The 25,787-nt window shown below is 44.6% G+C and carries 21 protein-coding genes; 7 read left to right on the top strand and 14 right to left on the bottom strand.

The window, feature by feature from the left end; all coding sequences use genetic code 11:
* Positions 1-101 precede the first annotated feature (101 nt).
* The gene (locus FEM55_RS16560) at positions 102-956 is read left to right on the top strand and encodes a DUF5694 domain-containing protein (protein ID WP_138282446.1); all 855 of its coding nucleotides are present in this window, start codon (positions 102-104) and stop codon (positions 954-956) included.
* A 271-nt stretch (positions 957-1,227) separates the two neighbouring features.
* On the opposite strand, the gene FEM55_RS16555 is transcribed toward FEM55_RS16560, so the two are convergent.
* Entirely contained in the window at positions 1,228-2,949 is a 1,722-nt protein-coding gene (locus tag FEM55_RS16555; protein WP_138282445.1) for an FAD/NAD(P)-binding protein, read from the bottom strand.
* 121 nt (positions 2,950-3,070) lie between these two features.
* Between FEM55_RS16555 and FEM55_RS16550 the strand changes: the two genes are divergently transcribed.
* Positions 3,071-3,895 carry an MOSC domain-containing protein gene (locus FEM55_RS16550; protein ID WP_138282444.1) on the top strand — a complete coding sequence of 275 codons (825 nt, stop codon included), beginning with the start codon at positions 3,071-3,073 and terminating at the stop codon, positions 3,893-3,895.
* Positions 3,896-4,493: 598 nt separating this feature from the next.
* Here the strand turns inward: FEM55_RS16550 and FEM55_RS16545 are convergent.
* The 6 genes from FEM55_RS16545 to FEM55_RS16520 form a co-directional block, all read right to left on the bottom strand.
* Entirely contained in the window at positions 4,494-8,039 is a 3,546-nt protein-coding gene (locus FEM55_RS16545) for a VCBS repeat-containing protein (RefSeq protein ID WP_138282443.1), read from the bottom strand.
* Positions 8,039-8,461 (bottom strand): hypothetical protein, encoded by a 423-nt coding sequence (locus FEM55_RS16540; protein WP_138282442.1) that lies wholly within the window; start codon positions 8,459-8,461, stop codon positions 8,039-8,041. The genes FEM55_RS16545 and FEM55_RS16540 overlap by 1 nt, the downstream gene beginning before the upstream one ends.
* A 142-nt stretch (positions 8,462-8,603) precedes the next feature.
* Complete coding sequence (locus FEM55_RS16535) at positions 8,604-10,046, bottom strand: RagB/SusD family nutrient uptake outer membrane protein (protein ID WP_138282441.1); 1,443 nt, start codon at positions 10,044-10,046, stop codon at positions 8,604-8,606.
* Between the two features lie 37 nt (positions 10,047-10,083).
* Positions 10,084-13,506: a TonB-dependent receptor gene (locus tag FEM55_RS16530; RefSeq protein ID WP_138282440.1), complete on the bottom strand. Its 3,423-nt coding sequence runs from the start codon at positions 13,504-13,506 to the stop codon at positions 10,084-10,086.
* A 93-nt stretch (positions 13,507-13,599) separates the two neighbouring features.
* Positions 13,600-14,589: a FecR family protein gene (locus FEM55_RS16525; protein WP_138282439.1), complete on the bottom strand. Its 990-nt coding sequence runs from the start codon at positions 14,587-14,589 to the stop codon at positions 13,600-13,602.
* A gap of 24 nt (positions 14,590-14,613) precedes the next feature.
* Positions 14,614-15,168 (bottom strand): RNA polymerase sigma factor, encoded by a 555-nt coding sequence (locus tag FEM55_RS16520; RefSeq protein WP_138282438.1) that lies wholly within the window; start codon positions 15,166-15,168, stop codon positions 14,614-14,616.
* Positions 15,169-15,403: 235 nt separating this feature from the next.
* Between FEM55_RS16520 and FEM55_RS16515 the strand changes: the two genes are divergently transcribed.
* Positions 15,404-15,943, top strand: coding sequence for a pyridoxamine 5'-phosphate oxidase family protein (locus FEM55_RS16515; RefSeq protein WP_138282437.1), 540 nt, complete (start codon positions 15,404-15,406; stop codon positions 15,941-15,943).
* Between the two features lie 116 nt (positions 15,944-16,059).
* Here the strand turns inward: FEM55_RS16515 and FEM55_RS25210 are convergent, their stop codons facing one another.
* Positions 16,060-16,221, bottom strand: a complete 162-nt coding sequence (locus FEM55_RS25210) for a hypothetical protein (protein WP_229209304.1) — start codon at positions 16,219-16,221, stop codon at positions 16,060-16,062.
* Positions 16,222-16,241: 20 nt separating this feature from the next.
* On the opposite strand from FEM55_RS25210, the gene FEM55_RS16510 reads away from it, so the two are divergent.
* The gene (locus FEM55_RS16510; RefSeq protein WP_229209303.1) at positions 16,242-17,369 is read left to right on the top strand and encodes a serine hydrolase domain-containing protein; all 1,128 of its coding nucleotides are present in this window, start codon (positions 16,242-16,244) and stop codon (positions 17,367-17,369) included.
* 141 nt (positions 17,370-17,510) lie between these two features.
* Here FEM55_RS16510 and FEM55_RS16505 read toward each other — a convergent pair whose 3' ends face one another.
* Positions 17,511-18,524, bottom strand: coding sequence for a ScyD/ScyE family protein (locus FEM55_RS16505; protein WP_171036582.1), 1,014 nt, complete (start codon positions 18,522-18,524; stop codon positions 17,511-17,513).
* Positions 18,525-18,978: 454 nt separating this feature from the next.
* On the opposite strand from FEM55_RS16505, the gene FEM55_RS16500 reads away from it, so the two are divergent.
* The 3 genes from FEM55_RS16500 (at position 18,979) to FEM55_RS16490 (ending at position 20,967) form a co-directional block, all read left to right on the top strand.
* Positions 18,979-19,827: a hypothetical protein gene (locus tag FEM55_RS16500; RefSeq protein WP_138282435.1), complete on the top strand. Its 849-nt coding sequence runs from the start codon at positions 18,979-18,981 to the stop codon at positions 19,825-19,827.
* Between the two features lie 280 nt (positions 19,828-20,107).
* Entirely contained in the window at positions 20,108-20,323 is a 216-nt protein-coding gene (locus FEM55_RS16495; RefSeq protein WP_138282434.1) for a hypothetical protein, read from the top strand.
* Between the two features lie 53 nt (positions 20,324-20,376).
* A complete protein-coding gene (locus FEM55_RS16490) occupies positions 20,377-20,967 on the top strand; it encodes a hypothetical protein (RefSeq protein WP_138282433.1) in 591 nt (196 codons plus the stop codon).
* Between the two features lie 559 nt (positions 20,968-21,526).
* On the opposite strand, the gene FEM55_RS16485 is transcribed toward FEM55_RS16490, so the two are convergent.
* The 5 genes from FEM55_RS16485 to FEM55_RS16465 all read right to left on the bottom strand — a co-directional run bounded on the left by FEM55_RS16485 (position 21,527) and on the right by FEM55_RS16465 (position 25,606).
* The gene (locus FEM55_RS16485) at positions 21,527-21,868 is read right to left on the bottom strand and encodes a hypothetical protein (protein ID WP_138282432.1); all 342 of its coding nucleotides are present in this window, start codon (positions 21,866-21,868) and stop codon (positions 21,527-21,529) included.
* Positions 21,869-22,275: 407 nt separating this feature from the next.
* Positions 22,276-22,701, bottom strand: a complete 426-nt coding sequence (locus FEM55_RS16480) for a response regulator (protein WP_138282431.1) — start codon at positions 22,699-22,701, stop codon at positions 22,276-22,278.
* A 134-nt stretch (positions 22,702-22,835) separates the two neighbouring features.
* Positions 22,836-23,045: a hypothetical protein gene (locus FEM55_RS16475; protein ID WP_138282430.1), complete on the bottom strand. Its 210-nt coding sequence runs from the start codon at positions 23,043-23,045 to the stop codon at positions 22,836-22,838.
* Between the two features lie 185 nt (positions 23,046-23,230).
* Complete coding sequence (locus tag FEM55_RS16470) at positions 23,231-24,358, bottom strand: AI-2E family transporter (protein ID WP_138282429.1); 1,128 nt, start codon at positions 24,356-24,358, stop codon at positions 23,231-23,233.
* 126 nt (positions 24,359-24,484) lie between these two features.
* The gene (locus FEM55_RS16465; protein WP_229209302.1) at positions 24,485-25,606 is read right to left on the bottom strand and encodes an alpha/beta hydrolase family protein; all 1,122 of its coding nucleotides are present in this window, start codon (positions 25,604-25,606) and stop codon (positions 24,485-24,487) included.
* Positions 25,607-25,787 lie beyond the last annotated feature (181 nt).

Here is a 25,787-nt window from a genome sequence, read left to right as displayed (position 1 = left end):
TGTGGCTAAAACGTTATGGACAGGTTTGGACAACGGGTATGCTGTAAAAGGAATGTTTGTGTAACTTTCACCGATTTATTACTCAAAAACGCATTGCCCGCATGAAAGCATTTTTTACTTCTGTTACTTTATTGCTGCTAGTTTCTATTTCCGTTTTTGCACAGTCTGCACAGACCGAAATAATGCTTCTTGGCTGTGATCATTTTCAACAGCTTTACAAAAAGGACAACAGGAATACGGATGTGCTTTCGCCTCAGCGGCAAAAGGAAATCGCTTTGATTGCCGAGCGTATTCAGAAGTTCCAGCCGGATATGATCGCTGTGGAACGGCTGCCCGAGGAACAGCCGGAGCTCGACAGCATTTATAATCTGTTCACCAGTAACCAGTTGCAGCTGAGTACGCTTCCGGACGGAAGATCAGAGTCCTATCAACTGGCCTTTAACATTGCAAAAAACCTGAAACTGAAAAAAGTATACGGCGTCAATGCACCCGGCGGGACTTCACAAAGTATACTGAGCAATGGTGAGAATATTGATATGTACAAGGAAGAAGGAATGCAGGTCAGAAATATGGCCAGGGCGCAACTTGCAAAAATTCAGGACGGCAGCCTTTCTATCGGAGATTATATTCTTTTTCTGAATCAGCCTGAAATTATCCAGAAAACGCACCATCTGCGTTACATCATGCCTTCGCGCGTAACCAATGGAAAATTTACCAATCCGGATGCCTTGGTGGATACTGCTTTTGTAAACCCGAAATACATCGGTGCCGAACTGACGTCGATTTTTAAAAACCGGGACTATAAAATTTATTCAAACATTGTGACGACACAATTGAAGCAGCAGTCCAGACGTATTCTTGTTGTGATCGGACAGGCCCACATCGGTTCACTTCAAAGTATTTTCCGCGACGACCCTGCATTCAAAATCATGGAAGCCACACCGTACCTGAAATAAACGGGAACAGGAAAAACCGTAAAATTCAATCCTACTCATCATCCTCTAACAACTGTCAATAACCCTTCCCAAAAATAATCGGTAATCAATAACCCTAAACAAACAATCCCTGACAACCCATTACAATAAATGACAATCCATGACCAAAAACAACTAACTCTGATCAAAAATCCCCGTCCCAAAACGCAGTCAAAAACTCCACAGCCACTATTTGCCAGAAACAAATACAACCTGCAAAATTTTCAACTACGCTCAGTACGGCCGCTTTTTACTAACTTTTAAAAATACATTCCGCTATATTCGCGGATGCCTGTTCGCAGAAATCCAGTCCCGAATAATCAGGATTGTAGCCTCCGATATAAGGCACCGCCATCATAAAAACCCGGTCGTTTGCTTTTCCATCCTGACTCACAACCTGGAAATAGTCGTTGATTGTGATGCCGGGAACATTGAGATAAAATGCGCCGTCCGCAGCTTTTACTACCTTTTCATTTCCCTGGTTCCATTCCGTACTGCCGGCTTCATTTGATTTAAACCTGATTTGCGCCGGACTTACCGTTTGGTTTGCAACGAGACTTTTAAACGGAAAATCATCAAAAGACAAATGCGGCTGACCAACGCAATTAACGAACGTATTGTAATATACCGACTGCTCCGGATCGGGTTCACCAGCATAATGGTATGTAACGCCGCCTTTTTTTTCAGGCTTTGCGCTGCTGTCTTTTTCAACCGAAATAATGTCCAGCTTTCCGGCGTCATACAGTGCAAGCAGCTCTTCGCATGAACTTTGCGGAACAAAAGCGATGACAATGGAAATCAACGGCATAAGGACTTTCTGATGCCGCTGCATGTCTTCGGCTGAAAAGTACTTGGCCGGATAATTGATCGCAAAACTGAGCACAGCAAGCATTTCCTTCCAGTAAATGGATTCCTCTTTTTTGATGGATTGCTCCGCTTCCAGGTATTCGGCTTTGAAAAGCGCGAAAGGCTTGGCATTCTCTCGTTGCGCCATCATGGATTCTACAAATTCTTCCAGGTTTTTATCCTTGATGAAATTGTAAAATTTGGCATCCTTTTTCCTGAAACGGTCTTTAAAGTCTTTTTCAAATAAATAATCCAGCGACAGAAACCCGCCGTTTTCCGCCATGTTCTTTTCAATTTCTTCATGACTCAGCAAGGAATCCCCGGATAACAGCGGCTCTTCCAGATGAAAACGGACCGCAGGAAGCATCCCGTGTACGGAATGCATCACCAGTTTGAAATCAGGACTGTCTGCGGAAGGTTCATAGGAAACTTTGCCGTTATCCTGTCTGTGAAAATTTCCGTTGCTGCGCGCAAGCGTCCGGATGGCATCAATGGCTGTCAGGGAAGCACCTTTCAGCGCAACCGCATGATTTAGCTTCATTTTCAGCTTGGAAGGCGGGTAAGGCGAATCAAAATACCCTGAAATTTTACCTTCATGCTCCATCGGCCAATTGTGCCCTGTACAAACGATTACACAGTCGAACTCCTGCTGCTCTTTTCCGCTTACCTCGATTTTCACTTTTCCACAGGCGGGATCATCGGCAATATCCACAACTTTGCTTTCGAAATGGATCTCTGTTTCCATGCCGGCATTTCTTCCATTTTTTACCAGCATATCGAACTGAGCAGCAAGATATTGTCCGAACAGCAGCCGGGGCAGCACTTTCATCTCGTTGAAATCTTTCTTTCTTACGTTGAACTTCGCCAGCTCTTCATCCGAAACGGTCTGGATCCACTTTTTCACCGAAGTGACGATTTCCGGGATTTCACTATCGGAAACATTCGTAACATGTTCGTCGTTAGCGCCTTCCGGGCTGTAAGGCATTCCGGATCCAAGTGTTCTCTTGGATTCAAAAATGTGGATTTCCAGATCATTCCTGTTTGCTTCAACGATTCTTTTGTACATAAACAGCGCACTGGGACCGCCGCCCAGAATAGCAATACGCTTCTTCCCTTTTTCTGTGATCATGAGGTTTTTTAGTAACTGCAATGCCGAATTGAAAGCATTTTACAGATCAAACCTTTTGCTGTTCTCACTTTCCCTATCGACATTGCTGCTTTATTTGTATACTGTTATCTTCATTACTCTCATGGATGCTAATTCTGTGCCAATACTGCTGACCGAAATATGGATTTATCCGGTAAAATCGCTGGGCGGAATTCGTCTTACAGAATCCTATGCCGAAGAAAGAGGATTGAAATATGACCGTCGCTGGATGATCGTGGATGAAAACGGGCTTTTTCTTACGCAGCGTACCAATCCGAAAATGGCAACCATAACTGTATTTTTTCATGATCTCGGCTTGCTGCTTTCATCCCGGTCTGATCCGTCAAATGAAATTCTGGTTCCTTTTACACGTGTTTCGGATGAAGCTTTGCTGGTAAAAGTCTGGAAGGATTCCGTTAAGGCCTATACGATTTGTGATGAAGCCGACGCCTGGCTTTCCGAAAAGCTTGAAAAGAAAGTCCGGATTGTAGAAATGACCGCTTCTTCAAACCGCCGGATGAACGCACAGAATGCGGAACCGGATGCCACGCTCAGCTTTGCAGACGATTTTCCTTATCTGCTCATTTCAGAAGCATCGCTTCAGGAGCTGAACAGCAGAATGGAACAGCCCGTCGAGATGAACCGTTTCCGGCCCAACTTCGTGGTTTCGGGCACCGCACCATTTGCAGAAGATGCATGGAAGTATATTCAGATCGGAAACGTGGCATTTCATGTGGCGAAGCCATGTGAACGTTGTGTCCTCACAACTGTTGACCAGCAAACCGGCATCAAAGGCCGCGAACCTTTAAAAACCTTGGCAACTTTCAGAAAGCACGAACGCAGCGTCCTTTTCGGCCAGAACCTCATCGGACTGCAGACCGGAAGCGTACGTGAAGGCAATCAGATCAATGTATCGGATTATAAATGAATAAAAGGCGATTAGCTTCTAGCTTTTAGCCTTTAGCTTTTAGTTTAAACCGAGATATAACCAACTGCCAATAACTCTATCAAAGCTACAAATGACCGCAGAGCAGTCACCTGTTTAGAATAACCACAGAGCTGTCCCCTGTTTGTAGAAATTACAATATTCATGAAAACCAATCTCAACCCCGGGGTTCCTTTTCCAATCAACAGATTGCTCCTCCAAAGCTACAAATGACCGCAGAGCGGTCCCCTGTTTGTAGAAATTACAATGTCCATGAAAACCAATCTCAACCCCGGACGGGGTTCCCTTTCCAATCAATAGATTGCTCCTCCAAAGCTACAAATGACTGCAGAGCGGTTCCTTGTTTGTAGAAATTACAATGTCCATGAAAACCAATCTCAACCCCGGGGTTCCCTTTCCAATCAACAGACTGCTCCTCCAAAGCTACAAATGACCGCAGAGCGGTCCCCTGTTTGTAGAAATTACAATATCCATGAAAACCAATCTCAACCCCGGACGGGGTTCCCTTTCCGATTATTAGGTTGCTCCTTAAAACAAAAATTTCACATTTAACCTTTTACTACAAACAAAAAGCCAGCAGCTAAAAGCCCAACCGCCTCGACTTTCCATTAAAACCAATTACCCTCACCTTTCGGAGACCTTTTCTGGGAATAAAGATTTTTCGCGTCGGTTGCGACAAATAGCCCGTTCCGTAAGGAAGCTCATATTTTCTTGTTTTTCCGTCGGCATAACTTGCTTCCAGCCATGCATCATGGGTTTCGGGTTCAATCAAAAGCACGGAAGCCGGAACCGGAGCTGCAAAGGCCCGCAGCGCTGCATTGTTCTGGGCAGCGAGAATCATTCTGCCATGATCGCCCGTTGTCATTTCAGCAAGCCCCTTACCGTCGCCTTCCACCAGAAACCCGCTTTCAGCAGCCTTGACAGGAAAGAAATCTCCTTTTCCGTTTCCGGTAAGCAACAATCCGCTGAACGCATCCAGCCTTCCGCTGATCGATTCCGTTGCGTAGGAATTTCCTGAAAGCATAAGATCGAGGTGGCCGTCATGATTATAATCCGCGGTACAGATCCCGTATACTGATCCCAACTGGGCGGCAGCCGGAAGCGGTTTCATTTCAAACTTGCCGTTGCCTTGGTTGATAACCAAAACAGACTGCATGGCTTCACAAACCATTTTTTTTGCATCCCTTAATTCTTCCTTTGAAAACACTTTGCCAATATCCGCTTTGGAATAATCGGCATAATAAATAAAACGCTTTTTCAGAAAATTCATCTGGCTCGTCATTTCATCGCGTGGGTGCACCGGATAAAGTTCATTTCCGAAATACCGGCATAGGACCGGATCAATTGTTCCGCTTTTGTCAAAATCCTTTGCAAATAATGTAAGGGGCTTATCCTGCGACGGATGTCCTTCCGTATTCAGTCCGACGTTGCCGATTATGTAGTCAAAATCACCGTCTTCGTCGAAATCGCCCGAAGCCATGCTGTTCCACCAGCCGTGCATGCCCGTCAATCCCGTATTTGCCGTTACATTTTCCAGCTTTCCTTTGTTGTTTTTATAAAAAATAACCGGCATCCACTCGCCTGTCACGATCAGATCCGTCCAGCCGTCCAGGTCAAAATCGCTCCATATGGCCGTAGTGACCATTCCTGCGTTCCTGATTTCCGGACAAACCATAGCAGTTGCATCGGTAAATTTCCCGTTGTCATTCCGCAAAATATAGCTTTCGCCGGCAAACGGGTACTGGCCGGGTGAAAGCCTGCCGCCGACAAAAAGATCAAGGTCGCCGTCTTTGTCAAAATCCGCTGCATTCACCGCGGAACCGCTGCCCGTAACAGCCGGAAGTGCGTTAAGGTCTTTTTTAAAATTTCCTTTTCCGTCATTCCTGTAAAGTCTGTCCTGATAATACTGCGAGCCGGCTTCGAATTCGTTACTGCCGCTGACAACATACAAATCCAGGTCACCGTCATTGTCCGCATCAAAAAGCAGCGAACCCATATCTTCTTCATACTTACGGCCCGTTTCCAGCAGTTTCGGAATAAACTTCTTGTTACGGTCCTGAATGAAAAAACGGCCTGACTGATTGAAAGCGCCGCCAACGTAAAAATCCTCCAGTCCGTCGCCATTGATGTCGCCCACTGCAATGCCCGGCCCGTCCTGCGAAAGCAAATGCGGAAGCAACGGCTGTATTTTGAAATCAATGTAAAGTTCGTCTTTGTGTAGAAACGGGATATCATTTGCCGGCAATTCTGAAAAAAGCGGTTTTACTATTTTGCCAAAAACAGCATTCTGAATTTGTTTGCCGGCATCTTTATAATCCAGTTGGCAAAGTTGATCCGCCTTTACATGCACGAGCAATTGTGTTTTTTCATCCGGCCAGATAATCCGCACCGAATCCACAACTGTGGTTTTGCCAAGCCCGAAATGCAGTGTGTTCTCCATCGTGGACTGATATCCGCGGTAAGGCGAATGCTCCGAATACTGCGTGTTATTTTTACTGTAAACCCATACTTTTGCCCCGTAAGCAAACGGGTTCTCTTTTGTACCGGTCAGTTTCAGACTGACGTAATGATGATCCGGAAGGCGGTCCGAATGGTTCTGGTAAATAAATGCTTCCTGATCTATATTGTTCATGACCAGATCAAGATCCCCGTCGTTATCCAGGTCGGCATAAGCGGCGCCATTGGAAAAAGACGGAATATCAAACCCCCATTCAGCCGACTTGTGCGAAAAGGTAAGGTCCTGATTATTGACAAATAAATAGTTCGGGATATGGGCTCCTTCCACGTGTTTCAGCGCTTTGGACAAACGGCTGTTATCCCTGCTTCCCGACTGCATTTGCTGCTGGTGCTCGGCCATTCTGTAAATCACAAAATCGCGGTTTGTAATGTCTTTCGGATAACCGTTCGTAATCATGAGATCGCGGAATCCGTCGTTGTCGTAATCGGCAAAGAGCGGCGCCCAGCTCCAGTCCGTAGCCTGAATGCCTGCATACCGGCCGATTTCACTGAAAAACGGATGTTGGGTGCCCGGACGGTTTCCGTTGTTATGCTGCAACGTATTCCGCATGAACTGCGGCTCGTAACCCATTTTGAGCTCCGACAAATGCCGGTCGTAATTCATCAGCCCGAACATGTTTTTGCGGCGTATGTTGCCTTCCGGCAGCATATCCACGGTTACGAAATCCACAAGCCCGTCATTGTCGATATCCGCCGCATCGTTGCCCATGGCCGAATAACTCTGATGACGGAAATAGTCTTTTATTTCATTTCTGAAACTCCCGTTTTTCTGATTGATATACAGCAAGTCATTGGATACATAGTCGTTGGAAACATATACATCCGGCCAGCCGTCCTGATTGACATCCACAATGGAAATGCCCAGCCCGTAGCCTTCCATTAAAATATTGGCTTCTCTGGAAACGTCCGTAAAAGTTTGGTCACCGTTGTTTCGGAACAGTTTGTCGGCGTTCGCAGAGGAGCCGTCCGCCACTTTTTTGCGGATGTTGTTCGGGCCGTTGTAATCCATCACATTGGTAACGAGATACACATCCAGATCGCCGTCGCGGTCATAATCAAAAAAGGCGGCCTGCGTTGTATTTCCGCTGTAATCCAGCCCGTACGATTTCGCTTCCTCTTTAAACGTGTTGTCTTTTTGATTGACAAACAAAAGGTTGGAAAGCGGCCCGGCCTGTTTGGGTCCCGCACGGCAGACGTAAATATCCAGATATCCGTCTGCATTGATGTCCGTAAGCGCAATGCCGCGTGCCCAGCCGCCGGGAATTTTCACACCTGATTTTTCTGTAAAATCCTCAAACCGGATCGGCGCGTTTTTCCCTTTTGTCTGATTCAGATACAGCCGGCTGTCGGTCATGTTTCCGGCAAAGAAAAGATCCGTAAGCCCGTCATTATTGAAGTCGCCGGCTCCTACTCCGCCGCCGTTGTAGAAATATTCGTAAGTAAGAATGTTAAGCTGATCGTTCTCCTTAAGGCTGTTTGTAAAATGCACGCCGGTCTGTTCAGCGGGAAGCAGCTCGAACAAGGTTTGTTTCTTACTGCCGTTGCAGGCCGCCATGAGGACGATGAGGATGAATAAAGTCAGCTTCCGGATCATTCTTTTGCTCACCATTACTTGCCGTCAGCCATTTTGGTAAAAAAGCGCACTTCAAACAATTCCTGGTTTTTTCCCGGCAAGTAAGGTTTTTGTGCTTTTTTGAGCACAAGCTGTTTGTCCGTCAGTTTAAGAATCAGAAAACTGCTCAGCTGTTGTCCTGAAGAATCGGCGTATACAAGCGAATCGGAAGCGGGAAGCCGGTAACGGTACTTTCTGAATTTTTCCTTTCTTCGTTCCAGCAGAATGCCGTCCGGCTGGTACTCGAATGTAGACCAGTGTTCGTCAAAAGTGTTGTTGGTAAAGCTGAAACCATTGACAAAGTTGTTGATCGAATCCGTCCGCCAGATTCCTTCCAGCTCTTTTTCCTGCATGTACACCGGCACATTGCACCGCGTAAGTCCGGCCAGCATAGTCAAGATGATCACTAATTGTTTCAAGTAACAGAAATGGGTTTAAGGCGAAGTTTTAATCCATGCAATTAAAAACAATTCTCCGGCTGCAACACAGCCGAAGAATGAAAATATATTCATAACACCTCACAAATTGCATTTACCTTTCACAGAGCGCATCTTATCCGGTTCAATAATTCGGATTCTGCACCAGCACGCCGTTGCTCAGATCCACTTCGCGCTGCGGAAGCGGAAAATAGTAATGTTTCGGTTTGATAAAGTTGCGGCTTGGCTTGTACGGGCCTCTTGGAATTTTGTAATGCGCAGCAATATCGATCAGACCCGCTTTGTCCCAGCGTAAAAGATCCTGATGACGTTCATTTTCACCGGAAAGCTCCACGCGGCGTTCGTGCATGATATCGGCCATTTTCGCACCCGTTTTGGCAGAGAGCCCTGCCCTTTTCCTGACCGCATTCAGCTCTGCGTCTCCGTTTTGTCCCGAACGGATCTTAGCTTCTGCCGCCAGCAGATAAACATCCGAAGAACGCAGGAAAGGCGCATTCAGGCTTTGGCTCATGTCACCGGATTCGGTAAAATCCGTGTATTTTTTAAACGAATATCCGGTTACACGCGTCATGTCGGCTTTGAAAGTCGTTGTACCCTGCGTACCGCGTTTTACGGTATCGCCCGGACTGTAAATGGAATAAGAGCGGCGCGGATCGCCGGTTTCGAATTCTTTTACCAGATCTTCAATCGGTTCGTGAAAACCCCAGCCGCCGAAAGCCTGCGGCGTGTGGTAAAAAGTGGGTGAATTGTCTGTTGTCCAGCCGGTCTCGTATTGCAGTGAAAACAGTACTTCCGGGTTATTTTCTGTCGGGAGACTAAAATTCTCGTTGTAGCTGCCGGCCAGTTTGTAAGCGGCGTTGCCCGTTACTTTCGCGCTCATTTCAATCGCTTTTGCCCAGTTTTCCTCATAAACGTACAATTTGGTCAGAAAACCGTATGCCGAACCCTGCGTTGCCCTTCCCGTTTCCGAAGCATCGTATGACACCGGCAGCAGTGAAGCGGCTTTCAGGAAATCGGATTCAGCCTGCGCACGAACCTGCTCGACTGTCGATTTCGGTTTATTATAGTTTTGTTCAAGAGCATCTTCTTCCAGCAGAATCGGTACTTCACCGTAGATCAGCGAAAGCCGCCAGTAAATAAAACCTCTTAAAAAGTAAGCTTCGCCCATGCTTCGGTTGCGGAGCGTTTCATCCATATTCACTTTCGGCGCATTGATCAGAACGGCATTTGCTCTCGAAATCACTTCATATTTCGTCGCCCAAGTCGCCAGAATATGCGAGTTGGAAGGGTCAAACGTGAACATTTCCAGAGCGGTTTCATCCGAATGGTCACCGGCCCGGATCATGTCATCGGAGCAGTTGTCAAACGTGTACTCGGTATGCGCAAAACCGTCTTCATTCAGCAGTGGTGCGTAAACGGCATTGGTTGCCGCCACCACATCGTCGCCGTTGCGCCAGTATTGCTGCGAAGTAACCTGTCCGTAAGGCGTACTTTCCAGTAAATCGTCTTTACAACCCGTTATGGTTACCAGAAATAAATATCCGGCGAGTATGATTATCTTTTTCATAGGAATGTTTTCAACTGATAAAAACCTGAACTTTCGTTTAGAATGACAAGGTTGCGCCTAGGGTCCACGTACGGGCCAACGGATACTGCGCATAATCAACGTTCAGCTGTCTGCCCGTATCACCCACGTAGCCGAGTTCCGGATTAAGTCCTTTGTATTTGGTAAATGTTACGATGTTTTGTCCGGTGATGTAAAAGCGGGCATTGGAAAGCTTCACTTTGTCCGTCACTGACTTCGGAACCGCATAACCCAGTGTAAAGTTTTTCAGGCGCAGAAAGTCGCCTTTTTCCACAAAAAGATCGGACGGACGGAAATTGCGGTTGGAATTGTCGATGCTTACGCGCGGCACCGTGTTGCTCGTTCCTTCGCCGTTCCAGCGGTTATTCTCCTCGGCATACAAGTTGAAAGAATAGCTGGCATCCAGTCCCTGCATGCGGTCGGCATTGTAAATTTTGCTTCCGCCTACGCCTACGAAGAAGACCGTCAGGTCAAAGCCTTTGTAAGCAGCGCCTGCACTGAAACCGTAGTTGATCTTAGGCTGCGGGCTTCCGATAATGGTTCTGTCCTGATCATCCACGATTCCGTCGTTGTTAAGGTCCAGAAAACGCACGTCGCCCGGCTTGATCTGTCCGTCTGTTTTGCGGGAGTCGTTGGCAATGTTCGGGTCTGAATCGATTTCACCCTGATTCTGGTAAAGTCCGTTTGTTTTGTAGCCATAGAAAGTTCCGTAAGGCTGGCCTTCATACGTACGGACGATTTCCTGCTGTCCCCGGCCGTAAAGCTGCGTGGCCAGAAACCCGCCTGGCGTAGCCAGCTTTGTAATCCGGTTTTTGATCATCGTGGTATTTCCGCTTACGTTGAAAGTAACCGCACCAACAGTATGCCGGTAAGAAGCTTCGATTTCAAGACCTTTGTTCAGCAGCTGACCAATATTCTGGTCCGGAATGGTGGAAGTTCCGATAGTCCCCACCGAAGGCGGTGCCAGCAGCATGTCCTTGGTTTTCTTGACAAAGTAATTCAAAGAGAAATAAAGGCTGTTTTTCCATAATCCTGCTTCCAGTCCGAAGTTGCTCATTTCAGCCGTTTCCCAGCCGATTCGCGTGTTGGCAAGCCTGCTTTGTGCCGCACCCGTAACATAGTTCTGCGTTCCGCCGCTGCCCAGTGCATAGCGGTAAGACGGATTGATCAAAGCCAGGTACTGCAGTGAATTTACATTCTGGTTACCCAGCTGTCCCCAGCCGCCCGTCAGCTTGAAGTTGCTGAAAACCGGCAATGCGTTCTTGAAAAAATCTTCCTCGGAAATCCGCCATCCCAGCGAGAATGCAGGAAAATAACCCCAGCGGTTTCCGGGAGCGAACTTGGACGATCCGTCCGCACGGAAAGTAGCGGTCAGCAAATAGCGGTCTTTTAAGGAGTAATTGGCACGCCCGAACCACGATGCAAGCGCATCATAACTGCGGTTCCCGTTTTCTCCGGCTACGGACACAATCGTTCCGGCATACTGAAGATAACGCAGCGTCGGGTCTTCGCTCGGAAAATCCCTGCCGCGCTGCCTTGCGGTAATGCTGTTGAAAGTCTGTGAAGTGTAGCCGCCGACCAGGCTCAGACTGCTTGCTCCAAACTTTTTGTCATAGGAAAGAAAATATTCCTGCAGAAAGGACCAGTATTTGCCGTGTGTCAGGTTCAGTTCATTGTAGGAATTGGTACGGAACTGATCGGTAACCTTGATGTCAAAGCTGTAATTTTCCGAGAAAGTAGCGTCGGTTGCAAGATTCGCACGTAATTTAAGTCCCTTTGCGATTTCGTATTCTCCGGTCAGGCTTCCCAGAAAACGGTTGCGTATGTTGTTCTGATCCTGATTATCGACGGTAAACACCGGATTGTTGATATCCCCGAAAGCACCGATTCCCTGCGTCGAACTATAAGATCCGTCTGCATTCCGAACAGGCAGTCCGGGATGAAAACGGATGGCACTCCACAAAAGTCCGGTTTGTGAAGAAGTTGTATTGGGTGCCGTGTTATGTGTATTGGTGAATTGCAGGTTCTGCCCTATTTTCAGCCTGGAACCAATCTTGTGATCCGAATTGACGCGGAATGTATACCTTTTGTAAAAAGATTTCCCGATAATCCCTTTTTCATTGTAATAGCCGCCGGAAATCGAAAAAGAGGAATATTTGCCTCCGCCCCGAATGGCCGCATCGTAGTTCTGCGTAACGCCTTGCTGCAGCAGCTCCTCCTGCCAGTTGGTTTTCTGCGTCTGATACTGCGGATCCTGCCAGATGGCCGGAACGGGAAGTCCGTCATTCTTGTAAGCTTCTCTCTTTAAAGCCGACAGCGAAGGCGCATCCAGCACATCCAGTATTTTGATCCGGTTAGTAACGCCGGCATAACCATTTACCGTCAGTCCGATCGGATTGTCGAAAGAGCCGCGTTTTGTGGTGATGATGATGACACCGTTCGCCGCACGCGTTCCGTAAATAGCGGAAGCGGAAGCGTCTTTCAGGATTTCGATGGATTCAATATCATTGGGGTTCACGTCGTTCATGGAACCGGCAGGAACGCCGTCAATAACGACAAGCGGGTCGGCATTGTTCACCGTTCCAAACCCGCGGATCTGGATGGAGCCTGCATCGCCGGGCGCACCGCCGTTGCGGATGATATTCACGCCGGCTGCTCTGCCCTGAAGAGCCTGCTGCGCACCGCCTGTAGGCAAATTCTGAAAATCAGCTCCTTTTACCGAAGAAACCGCACCGGTAACGTCCTTTTTTTCCTGTGTTCCGTAACCGACAACCACTACTTCGCTCAGAGAATTGACATCGGGCACCAGCGTAACATCAATAACCGAACTGTTTCCAACCGTTGCATCCTGACTTACAAAACCGATAAAAGAAAACCTCAGAACCACATTTCCTTCCGGCACCGACAAAGTATACTGTCCGTTCTGGTCTGTGGAAGTTCCGGTCTGGCTGCCGGTAACCAGTACATTGACGCCGGGCAAGCCTTCACCTTTGTCGTCAACAACTTTGCCTTTGATCACCCGATCCGGATTGTTCTGCATGGCTGAGGTGCCGGCAGGAACGATTTTCTGCTGCTCACTTTTTTTCCGGAGCAGGATGCGCGTAGTGCCCACGACCTCGTACGTAACGTTCATCGGTGCAAGAAGCTGGTCGAGCACTTTGCTGAGTGAACCCTGAACGTGCTTTACATTTACCGTGCTTTTTCCCTGAATGCTGTTGGTACTGTACACGAATTTCACATCCGCCTGCTTTTCTATCTGCCTCAGCACCTGGCGCAGGTCTGCAGATTCCACTTTCAAAGAAATTTCCTTGTTCAGTAACTCCTGACTATACACGCCGTGGGCCGTAGCCATGCCGCAACAGAGCACAATCATTAAAAGTTGTTTTACCATCGTGTTCAAAACTTTGGAAACAACCCATTTCAAGGGTATTTTTTGATGCATAATCACCGGGTTATTTGTTTGAGACTAATTCAGAAACCTATTGTATTTTACAATTGAATAGATCATAACTTATTTATATTCAGATAAGTGGTTTTACAAACATCCTTCTCCGAAGACAAATACGGAAGTTCCCCGCTGCTCATATTCCACGTTCACCGATTTGCAGATGAGCTGCAATTGCTGGAACATGGGCAAATCGTTGAGGTCCCCGGTAAAAAGGCAGTTTTTGAGCATGTCGCCTTCCACCACAATATTGATTCCGTACGTACTTTCCAGCGTTTCCATGATTGCCGCAACAGGCACTTCAGTAAAGTTGAACGCAGGCGTGTCGGCCGCTGTTTTCAGCATCAATGGGTTTTTCACGATCCCAAGCTCCATTTTTCGGGAAGCCTTGTCAAAAATGATTTTCTGATTCGGGGTAAGGATTACACCGTTCTTGCTTGCGGCATGGCTTTCGCCGACTTCATAGACCGAAACTTTCCCGGTTGCCACCTGAACTTCCACCGAGCGGGCATGTGACTTTACATTAAAACTGGTGCCCAAGACCTGCGTCGCCAGATTGTCCGTAGAAACAACGAACGGTTTGGCCGGATTTCTTTTAACCTTGAAAAACGCTTCTCCTTTGAGATAAACGATTCTTTTACGGTCGCCGAAATGTTCAGGGTAACTCAGCTTGCTGTTTGGCTGAAGAATGATCTCACTGCCGTCTTCCAGCGTGACGCGCTGCGGTTTTCTGGACGTATTTCTGACTTCGAAAGCTTCTTTTCTGTCATTTAACGCAGTTGTTACCGCCGTCATGGAACTGTTTTTATCCCGAACAAAATACAGAACCAATCCTGAGATGATCACAAAGGCTGCTGCCGCAAGCATCTGGAAATACATGGGTCTGAGCGGTTTCCGGATCGTATTGGCAAATAGTCTTTTCCTGATTCTGTTGCCGATTTCCGCTTTTTCATACGGCAGCAACTCCGGCGAATGAACAGGGTTTTCTTCCAGATACTTTTCCAGCATGGCCTCTTCTTCCAGCGTCACAGTTCCGGACAAGTACTTTTCAATCAGTAAATTATAATCAGAACCGTTCATAGTTCGCAAGTGTGTTCCTTGTTTTCAGTTACTGGATTGATACATCCAAAGTCCGTCTTTCAGCGCTTTGAGTGATTTTGTAATATGGTATTCCACGGCTTTTTCCGAAATGTTGAGTTCTTCGGCAATGGCCTTCACCGACTGGTGTTCAAACCGGCTGAGCTGGAAAACCCTGCTTGTTTTTTCAGGCAGCCGACTCATGACCTGATCAATCGCTTTGGACAAATCTGAAAAATCCACGATTTCGTCTGTTGCATAATTTTCCTGAATCTTGTTCAGAATGAGATACTCCCGGTATTTTCTCCATGTAATCCGCGATTTGATAAAATTGGCAATCCGGTATTTCATGGAAATCATCAGATACGTGTTCAGGTTCCGAATGCCGGATTCCTGCCGGCGGTTCCACAGGCTTTCAAAAATGTCATGAACAAGTTCTTCCGCTTCTTCCCGCGAGCCAACCTGATGATAGGAAATACAGAACAACTTGTACCAGTAACGCTCGTATATCTCCTCAAAAGCACGTTTGTTGCTTTCATGAAGCTGCGTAACCAGTTGTTCATCGGTTAAAGACTTACTCATCGGATGCCTCGGTATCAGGGGAATTAATGTATAGTCAATTATCCAGGGGCAAACCCTAAACAATTTATAAAATTTCTTAAAAATAATTTACGGGAAAATCCGGATTGCAGATTTAATCAAAAGTTAATTTTCAAATGCGTTCCTTCAGCAGGATTGGCCCGCATGCGGCATGCTGCTGGAACGATCTTTGTTTTCATACTTAATTGTAATTCAACAAATCTCAAAACCGCCAGACATGGACAGCATCAATCAACAACAGCCAGAGAAAAACCACGAAGATCTTTCCGGCCAGGAAGCAGGAAAAAAAATCAAAGAACTGACGGAAAATGCAGATACATGCTATTTCTGTACAAAAATAACAACCGGTCAGCCGCTGAAAGTAAGGCCGATGTCGGTAAGAAAAGTGGATGAAGACGGAAACTTCTGGTTTCTGAGTTCAGATGACAGTACCAAAAATGCCGATATTTCGCAGGACCCGGGCGTACATTTACTATTTCAGGGTTCCGCACATTCCGATTTCCTGAGCGTGTACGGCCAGGCATCGATTTCGAAAGACAAAGCCATGATCAAAGAACTTTGGGAGCCGATCCTGAAAGCCTGGTTTACAGAAGGTGAAGACGATCCGCGGATTACCGTTGTCAAAGTAGAAGCAAAAGAAGGATATTACTGGGACAACAAACACGGCAACGCCATTGCATTTGCCAAAACTGTGGTCGGTGCCGTAGTGGGCAAAACGCTCGATGATTCCATTGAAGGCAAACTGATCAACCCGTAAAAATTCAGACTGCACGGGTACATTCAGTCGATGCCGAAAGTATCCGTGCAGTTTAAAATCAAATCCTTCTTCCTTTCTGAAACCGTAAATAATTTATAGTATTTTGCCGGCCATTTTCACCTTATGACCTGGTTAATAATGTTCCGGACTTTTACTGTTTCCCGCTGGATTGCTCCTCTTTTTATCTTTTTGTTTTCTTCACAATTCGTATTTTCCCAGTTCCTGACCGAAGCTTCTGCCGAAAGTGCCGGCATGAGCAGCGAAAGACTCAGACGCATTGACGCGGTTTTACAGCAATATGTTGACAAAAGAAATTGCGGGCGCCGTGGGGATTATAGTCAAAAACGGGAAAATCGTTTACTATAAAGGCTTTGGCAATGATGACACGGACGCTAGAACGCCTTTGAAAAAAGACGCCATTTTCCGCATTGCTTCGCAGACAAAAGCCATTACCAGCACGGCCGTCATGATGTTGTACGAAGAAGGCAAGTTCCTGCTGGACGATCCGATTTCCAAATACATTCCATCATTTAAGAATCCGCAGATCATCGATAAATTCAATGAAGCCGATTCCAGCTATACCGTAAAACCTGCAAAACGGGAAGTCACAATCCGTCAGTTACTTACGCATACTTCGGGCATCAGTTATGCCATGATCGGTTCGCCGGAGGCCAATGCAATTTATGCCAAAAACAACATTCCAAGCGGAATAGGAACGCCCGGTTACAAACTTTCGGATGTGATTACAAGACTGGGAAAATTGCCGCTGGTGCATGAGCCGGGCGAAAGATTCACTTACGGGCTGAATTCCGATGTGCTGGGTTATCTTGTGGAAATATTGTCCGGCAAGTCACTGGATACTTTTCTAAGGGAACGTATTTTTGAACCGCTCGGCATGAAGGATACTTACTTTTACTTGCCGGAAAACAAAAAAAACCGTCTTGTCAGGCTCTATACACAGGATAAGGAAGGGAAAATGATCAAGGCTGAAAACAGGCCGGATTTCAACACCGATTATCCAAAGGAAAACGGAAGTTTTTACGCAGGCGGAGCGGGACTTTCTTCAACAGCTTACGACTATGCCATCTTTCTGCAGACTTTCATCAATGGCGGACAGTATAACGGAAAGCGGATTTTAAGTCCTGCCGTTGTAAATCTGATGATTCAGAACCAGATCGGAGATGTGAATATGGGAAACAAGAAATTCGGACTGGGTTTTGCCATCACTACTGAAAAAGAAGCCGCACGCATTCCGGTTCCAGCCGGTTCATTCGATTGGGGCGGCATATTCGGAACTACGTACTGGGCAGATCCGAAAGACAAAATCGTAGCTTTACTGATGACCCAGAAATATCCGAACAACGTCTGGGGTGAAATGCAGGACAAGTTCAAGGTACTTGTTTATCAGTCCGTTATGGAACCATGATCGAATTTGTTGAGTAACCATTAAAATCCGATGCATGGCCGGTGCCGATTTCTGTTCTGAAATCATTGTGTCATGCATTGGCTTTTAAATGATGGAAAATCTCGTTTTTGGTTACAGCATAACAAGTATATTCCATGCAAATCAGAAGACAACTTTCTTTATAACGCCGTCGAAAGTCTGGGCGACAAAATACGTTCCGGAACCGCTTCTCTTGATGGAATTGGGAAAGTTCAGGCCGCTTAACAAAGGCGTTACAGCCTGATTTGTCGCGCTCATGATAGTACCCGAGTTTTCAGCAAATGTTTCGCCCGTCCAGCTTCCATATTCAATTACAACCGGTTTCTGATCTTCACCGAGTTCTATATCCGTTGCACTTGAAAGTCCGGTTTGGTAAACAGAAGTATTTCCGTTCAGATCAACCTGGTATATCGGAGATTTTTTGGCAGGAAACGGATAGCCGCTGAAATTGCAGATCAGGAATTTTTGTCCATCAAAAACAATTCCGGTCGGTACGGGTTCCAGCTGGTCTGGCTCTCCGCCGGGATTGGCTATCGGCGGAATCGTTGAAAATACACTCAGTTCCTTTGTGGAAGCTTTGCGGCGGATAACAGCATTTGCACCGGCATCTACAATAAACAGGTCCCCATCTGGCCCGACGGTAAGATTAAACAGATCGGAAGTATCTGTATCATTCTCAAAATCATGGTTTTTAACAAAAGTACTGACATCTTCATATTTCAGTTCAGAAGCCTGCATAGGCGCATCGCCGGGCTGAAAAGTGGAAATATCAAATTGATAAAGCCTTCCTTCCACGCCGTGAAGCATCCATAAAATGCCATTCTGAAGAACAAGGTGATTAAGCCCGAAAACGCCGCCTTCCGGGCTTACCCGCGAAGTAAAACCGGTTACTACCGTAAAAACTTCACCTGTAGCACTGATCATGGAAAGTTGTCCGTCATCGCTCTGGCCGTCACCGGCTTCTGTTACCCATAATCTGCCTTCCGCATCAGCTTCCACGCCCAAAGGCGCTGTAAGCCCGGTGGCAAAAATACTGACGGCCGGTGCCGGATTGATTACATGATCCGTTGCCAGATCGCATCCCGAAATGTAGACAGAAACTACAAATGACAGAATAGCAGTACTTTTTCTAAACATAGACGATTCTGATTTTAAACAGTTAAAATGGAGAAATACAATGAACTGTCGGAATGCATGGCATTTAAAATCACATAAAGAGGCTGAATATGCTTGCATTCACATCAATGAACGAGGCAGCCTGCTTTTTATCAGGCATTTAAAGGTCAGATAAGATGCTGCTGGTAAATGTAAATAACTTACAATAATTACTTTCAGCCGAAAAATAAGAAATCACTACCGGCTGGAAGGTTATATTTCAATCAAAATCTGGCAGCTTCCTGAAAATCACAAGCTGGATTCAGGCTGTTCGTTTATCCTGTTTTCTTTTCAGAAAATCACAAATTGCCCATTTGCTACCGTAAGATAACCAGAACCTGCCGCTGGCTGATTGCCTGATTGCCTTGCTTGCAGAAGCAAAATGGGTAAGTGTTTTTTGTAAAAACTTATAAACGCTAATCAAATCATTTGAGCTATGTTAAGACATTCCGTAAAAGTATTTTGCATTCTTCTGGCACTTCTGGGCAGCAGCTGTTCATTGCAGGACCATTCGATACCCGAGCCGGATAACCCCGACCCTGGAACTCCGGTTAACAATGAATTCAAGGTATCGACTACGGGTGTGAAACAGGAAGGAGATAAATTGTACCTGCAGGGAAATGTTGATCAGGTTGATGCGAGTTATAAGGATAATGGGACTGTTGGTTTTCTTGTAAGTTCTAGAGTTACAAGTGATGGGCCAATTAATCCCGATCCTCAGTTCAACAATGATCCTAATATTAGGTTTTACAAAGTTAAATATTTTGGTAAAGATTTGGATGAAAATAATTCTTTTACACCTTTGGAAACGGGATTAACTAGCATTTTAGAACCATTTGCTTTTACTGAACAATACTTTCGAACTGTCATAATATTAAAAAATAATAAAATAATTTATGGAAATGTAATTCACCGATCGGGATTGCCTCTCCCTGCTAAACCAAGTCCATGGGAAATATCTACTCAGGAATATGGTGTGGATGGATTAAATCTTTCAATTACAAAACAAGGGCAAATTCCTGCTATAGAATTTGGGTTTGTGGTAAGCTATAAACAAAAGGAATCTGATAAAATCAATAACTTACCTACTGTTTCTGATGAGAAGTTAGATATCAACGATTGGAAAGATCAAGAAAATTTTGGAGAATACATAAAAGCAGGCCCCCTTGGATCACGCGCTTTTCATAACGTTAATTTTAACTTTCAAGAAATGTATTATCGTGCTTACTTGATTTTACAGGATGAAAGTATTGTTTATGGAAATGTTATGCATGTGAAAAAGTAATTCCATTTTATTTAGATTAAATTTCCAATATTTAAAATATTAAAACGACCTTCTCAGAAATGCATGAGAAGGTCGTTTTTGTTTGTAAAAATCATTATAAAATTTAATTTTCAACTTGTTTAAATGTACTCTTTGCAAGGAATTACAAATTGGCTATTTATTGCCGAAAGATAACCAGAACCTGCCGCTTGCTGATTGCCCGAATGCCTTGCTTGCAGAAGTACAATGGGTAAGTGTTTTTTGTAAAAAACTTATAAACGCTAATCAAATCATTTGGGCTATGTTAAGACATTCCGTAAAAGTATTTTGCATTCTTCTGGTACTTCTGGGCAGCAGCTGTTCATTGCAGGACCATACTTTACCCGAGCCGCAAAATCCGGATCCCGGAACACCGGTTACCAATGAGTTCAAGGTTTCGACGACCGGTATCAAACAGGAAGGAGATAAATTATACCTGCAAGGAAATGTTGATCAAGTTGATTTACGCATCAAATAGATCCCAACGATGATGAAGAAAAGGCCATTGTTGGTTTTCTGGTAAGTTCCCGAGTGGATAATGACAGTCCTATAAATTCAGATCCTCATTATGATAGTGATCCCTCAGTCAGGTTTTATTCTGTAAAAGACTTTGTTGATTATCCGTCAGGATATTTGGAAACAGGACCTGTTAGTGTACCAGAGCCATTTGCATTTACTGAAATTTACTTCAGGACTGTTATATTATTGAAGAATAAGGTTATTTACGGAAATGTATTTCATCAATCCGGCTTATCTCTTCCTGTCAATCCAAAGCCTTGGGAATTGACTACAAATTCAGACGTTGGATTTGTAGCTCAGGGATTACTAAAACTCACACTTACCAAGCAGGGCCAAATTCCAGCACAAGAAGTTGGTTTCGTTGTAAGTTATAAAGAGAAAGACTCTGATAAAATAAAAGAAGTACCAACAATCTTGGACAAAAGATTATTAATTAATTGGAGAAAGGGTATCAAAGGCTATTTCCTTCACTCAGCGGGCGATACCGGTTACGGACACACATATAATATAGATTTCAACTTCAAAGAACTTTACTTCCGCTCTTATTTGATATTACAGGATGGCAATATTGTTTATGGCAATGTAGTTCATGTAAAAAAATAACATGATCCATTTTGTTCAAATTCAATAATGCAAAACGACCTTCTTATTCATTCAAGAAGGTCGTTTTAATAGGTAATTGCTTTTGATTTGCTTGTTGGTTATATCGCCTAATTCAAGTTTCAGTATTCCTTATATTTATCTTTTTTCCTAAGCGACTTACATCAATTTTTTTCCTGCAGTTTTGCTTACAAACTTGCGTATCACAACGCTCATACAGAATCTGAAATCTTTAAATCAAATGGCTTTGGTGAACTCTGCACAATCGGCCTGTGCGGCGGGGTATTTCATTATAAAATAAGCCGCTTATAAATAAGATAAAGTATTTGGCGGATTTAAAAGCAAGGCCGGATGTTTCTCTGTGCAAGTCTGTAACTTCCATCTGCAAATGCTTTGCATTAAAAATGTTACAAATGAAACACGTAAAATCTGAGCAATAGCCGATGAAATTTAGGAAATAACGATTCTCGCTGGATTGCTGTCATTGATTTTTACTGCTCAAAGTCAATGATCAAATTAAGTTATACCTGATCCTGTGAAGACACAGGACCAAAGTAAACCACTATGCTGCCTTGCCTCTTGCGAAATGGAGCTGTCCGGGCAAATTCATCTGACACTGCCTGATTTTGTTACTGTCCGGTTCACTGAGCATGATTTCCTTCACGCACCCGTTCATATTGTCTCCTACTTCCAGCCTGATCCTGAGTTGATCAAGATCGTCGAATACAGCATCTTTCGTTAACTCAACAGGCATCATTATAATGGGATGCGGTTTTGGAAACTGAAATATCAGAATGGGAACATTGCAGATAATTTCCAGACACAAGGTCAATTTCTGCAAAGCACTCTCATCAATCCCGTCTTCATTGATCCTGATCACAAACCCACTTGAATTCAATATCATTCTTTTTTCTTCACTGGTTTTCATATTGCAAAGTGTCAATATAACTGACATAAAAGTTATGTGAATGTTATTTTAAGTTCCAATTTGAACTTGATATTTTAAATATCATTTCCATGTTGAAAATAATATCAATATTAGGGATAATTATAGTAAAAGTCAAGTAGTTAACAAAAATTTACAATATGTGTACGCTAAGGCTTGTAAAACCATTGCCAAATACCGCATGCAACTGCATCGGCAAAACCGTTTGGGCCGGAAAGTATTCAGAGACAGTTTGAAAGGATGCTGTTAAACCAAGTTGAAAAAGTATTTGGAAACTGTAACTCGTGCAGCAACAGTATAAAAAAAGAGACGAGCCTGACATAAAGGCCCGTCTCTTTGCAGCAAACGAAAATTAATTTTTATTTCTAGCGCATAAAACCGGGAAGCAGGCATAGCTGCCAGTATTTCAAGATGACCGTCAGATCTTCTTTCAGTTTCGGATAGTTGCTGGATTTCACAAAATACCCCTGAACGGTTGTTTTGAATGCTTCCTGAACTGTCTTGCTGTGATCCGAAGTTGTAAAAAAGAGAAAAGGTACAGCTCTTTCCTTCAGAAGTGGTGAATTTTCAATATAATTCCTGATTTCTATTCCGTTCATCAAGGGCAGGTTAATGTCGCAAATGATCAGAAACGGTTGTTCATGACTCGATCCGAGGTATTCAATCACCTGAATTCCATCCTGAAAAAAAAGCACACGGTTCGTAATTCCAATTTCTCTTAATGCCTGTGTAATCAGCAGTTGATCGTCTTCATCGTCTTCAACTAAAAAAATGGGTCCTGAATGTGACATATAATCCTGATAAGCGGTATTCGCTATTCTTTTATGTTAGAACGGGCGATTAGACATTTGATTGATCCCGTTTTGAAAGATTCCAAAATTTCAGGATAAACAGACCATTTATATAACCAAAATCATCATATAAATCAGCCCAGCCTGACCGCTTTAAAGGTTGTCTCGGCAAATTCTGTTCCATCCGTCTGGATTTGCCGATCCACCGGTTCCGAAGTTATCAGATAATCGTAGCCTTCATGCCGAAAAAACGCACCGGGTTTTACTTCATCGCAAGCATTAGCAACAAATTCGTAGCCATTGGTTAAATCTTTGATTTTGCTGTATACTTTTATTTCAATCATTTTCCTGTTCAAGCATGTTTTCAAAGCTAATTTACATGTATTTACACAAACACACAATGATGATATAGAATTATTATGTAGAAATAAATCTATTTGTGATGAATAAATCTACAAGATTCATTAGAACACAATGCTTTGAAGGAAGCTGAACAGACTGTAAAAATGATCATCCATTATTTAGAAATTCAGGAAATATCCATTTCGGTCTTTTGACCCAGATTTTTCTCATCCTGCATTACTTCCTTGACTGCCGATTTGGAATGAGGCTGACTTTCATCTTCTCCCAACAAAATTCCCCAGGGATTCAGCCCTTCCACCCTGTCAAAAATGACTTTGAAAATGGCGATAATGGGTATGGACAAAAACATGCCTGTGATTCCCCAGATCATTTCGCCCAGTACAAGCCCGATCAGCGCGATCAATGTATTGATCTTTACTTTGGAACCGACAATTTTAGGCATTATGTAATTGCTGTCCACAAGGTGAATTCCGACAAGGGCGAGCAGCACAAAAAGAACCTGGCCGGTACCCGCCGTTGCAAAAGTAATCAGGCTGGCCAGCAGCAAGGCAGTCAGGATTCCGATATATGGAATCAGGTTCAATATGCCGGTGATCAGTCCGAGGAGAAAAGCATATTTGACACCGATAGCCCAGAAAGCAATGCACGTAAGTCCTGTAACCAGCAGCATCTGCAGAAAAAGCCCGACAATATATTTTTTTACGATATACTGGATCTGACTTACAATATCATAAACGATCACACTGTGCTGTTCAAACAATGCAACAATGAAACGCAGCAGCAGTCTCCGGTGAAGCAGGATGAAAAATGTATACAGAAAGATAAAAAGCATCGACAGCAGTATCGACGAAACGGAAAGCAGCGTATTTCCGATCAGCGTCGTACCGGTATTGACAGCCTTGGTTGCGGAGCCGTTGATATAGTTCATCTGTTCCTTGCTGTCTACATGAAAAGTGACTTCTATCCAGTTCTGCAGAGTTTTCGTAGTATCCAGAACTTGCTCTTTAAATGCCGGCCAATCCTGCGCCAGTGCGGTTAACTGGGCACCCAGAATCGTAAAAACGGCAGCAATACCAACAATCAGGCTCAACAGAGCAGTCATGGAGGATAAGGCCCGGGGAAAATGCAGACGGTATTCCAGAAACGTTGCGAAAGGAAGCAGCAGCAGGGAAAACAATAGGGCAAAAATCAGTGGCGCCAAAAGGGACTGGCCGATCACAGCGATATAAACGAGGCAAATAATACTGATAAGGACTTGCGCAAGTCGCGTGTAAAATGGTACAGAACGGATCATCGGATTGTTAACGGGATTAATATACGGTATACTGCATGTATAACATAATCATGCCGGATTGTACCTGTAAACGTTCTGTTCAAAAAATAAAAATATTGTCTATTTATTTGGAGGTCAAACCGGTAATTAATTAACCTGTTCCAAGATCCAGTCCGACATTTCAGATAATGCCTCAGGTGAAAAAGTCTGTTCAATCAGCCTGTATTCCGCTGGCGATCCGGTTTCACATTCCTGAAAAAGATGGTTCAGCCGGGGAAATTCCTTTACGGCAACTTTTTTGTTCCCACCCTTTATCAGTGCATTCTGTATGGCGGGTAAATTGTCTTTTGATGTCACCTGCAGATCCTTTGCTCCGTTCAGTGCAAGCACGGGACATTTCACTTTTTCCAGTGCAACGGCGGGATCATATTTAAGAAGATATTGTGCCCATCTTGACGATAAAGTAGCAATCTGGGCATCAATATACTGTTTTCTGCTCATACCCGGCGGCAGCAATTGCACCGGGACATTCTTTACCCTTTCGTCATCCGTATAGCGGGTCAGATCAGCTTTAAGCTTAGCCGTATTATCTGAAAGTGTTACCATTTCATAAATATCCGAATTGATGGTGTTCAGCGTCACAATTTCATTTTCAGGTACACCAAAAGCTCTTGCAATCAGTTCATTCTGAATCATCATCATTTTCCGCAGCTGAATCGCAGGTGCGGCCAGTAAAACCATAAAACGGACATCTTCTGAAACTGAAGCAATCATTGGTGCGATGATACCGCCTTCGCTGTGCCCGGCCAAGCCTATTTTTTCTTTATTGATTTCCTTTCTGGTTTTCAGATAATCAATTGCACTGCTTACATCCGCAGCAAAATCCTCCGAAGTTGCCGTCATGAAATCCCCGGTCGATTTGCCGCAACCTCTGTCATCAAATCTCAGAACCGCAATTCCTTTTCTGGTCAGATAATCCGAAATGACGAGGAAAGGTTTGTGACCAAGCATTTCTTCATCCCTGTTTTGAGGGCCGCTGCCGCTTATCAGGATGACAACCGGAAAATTTCCCTTCCTGGAAGGTAAAGTCAATGTCCCTGCAAGTTTGATTTTTGCCGTTGTATTTTCAAATGTTACGATATCGCTGTAATACGGATACGGTTCCAGCGGCTCCTGCGCCCGTTTCTGCGGTTTGTCCAGCCAGAAAGTCAGCAGGATCAATGCGGCAACTAAAAAGGAAACGGGCAGAAGTATAGCTGTTTTTTTCACATCAGAGGTTTGAGCGGTTGCAGAAATCCTGAAATGAAAATAGCTGAATTAAATTGATTCTTTACCAGAAAATATCCTAAAAACTGTTAAACAGAAGCAGTTTGATTTTCTCCAAGAAAGCCGGGCAATCCAGATAAACAGAATCACTCCGGCCGCAAATCCGGTAAATTTCAGTTTAACC

Source organism: Dyadobacter sediminis, from assembly GCF_005860765.1.
Classification (GTDB): Bacteria; Bacteroidota; Bacteroidia; order Cytophagales; family Spirosomataceae; genus Dyadobacter; species Dyadobacter sediminis.
The sequence above is the reverse complement of the archived record's forward strand: the minus strand, read 5'-3'. Positions and strand labels throughout refer to the sequence as shown.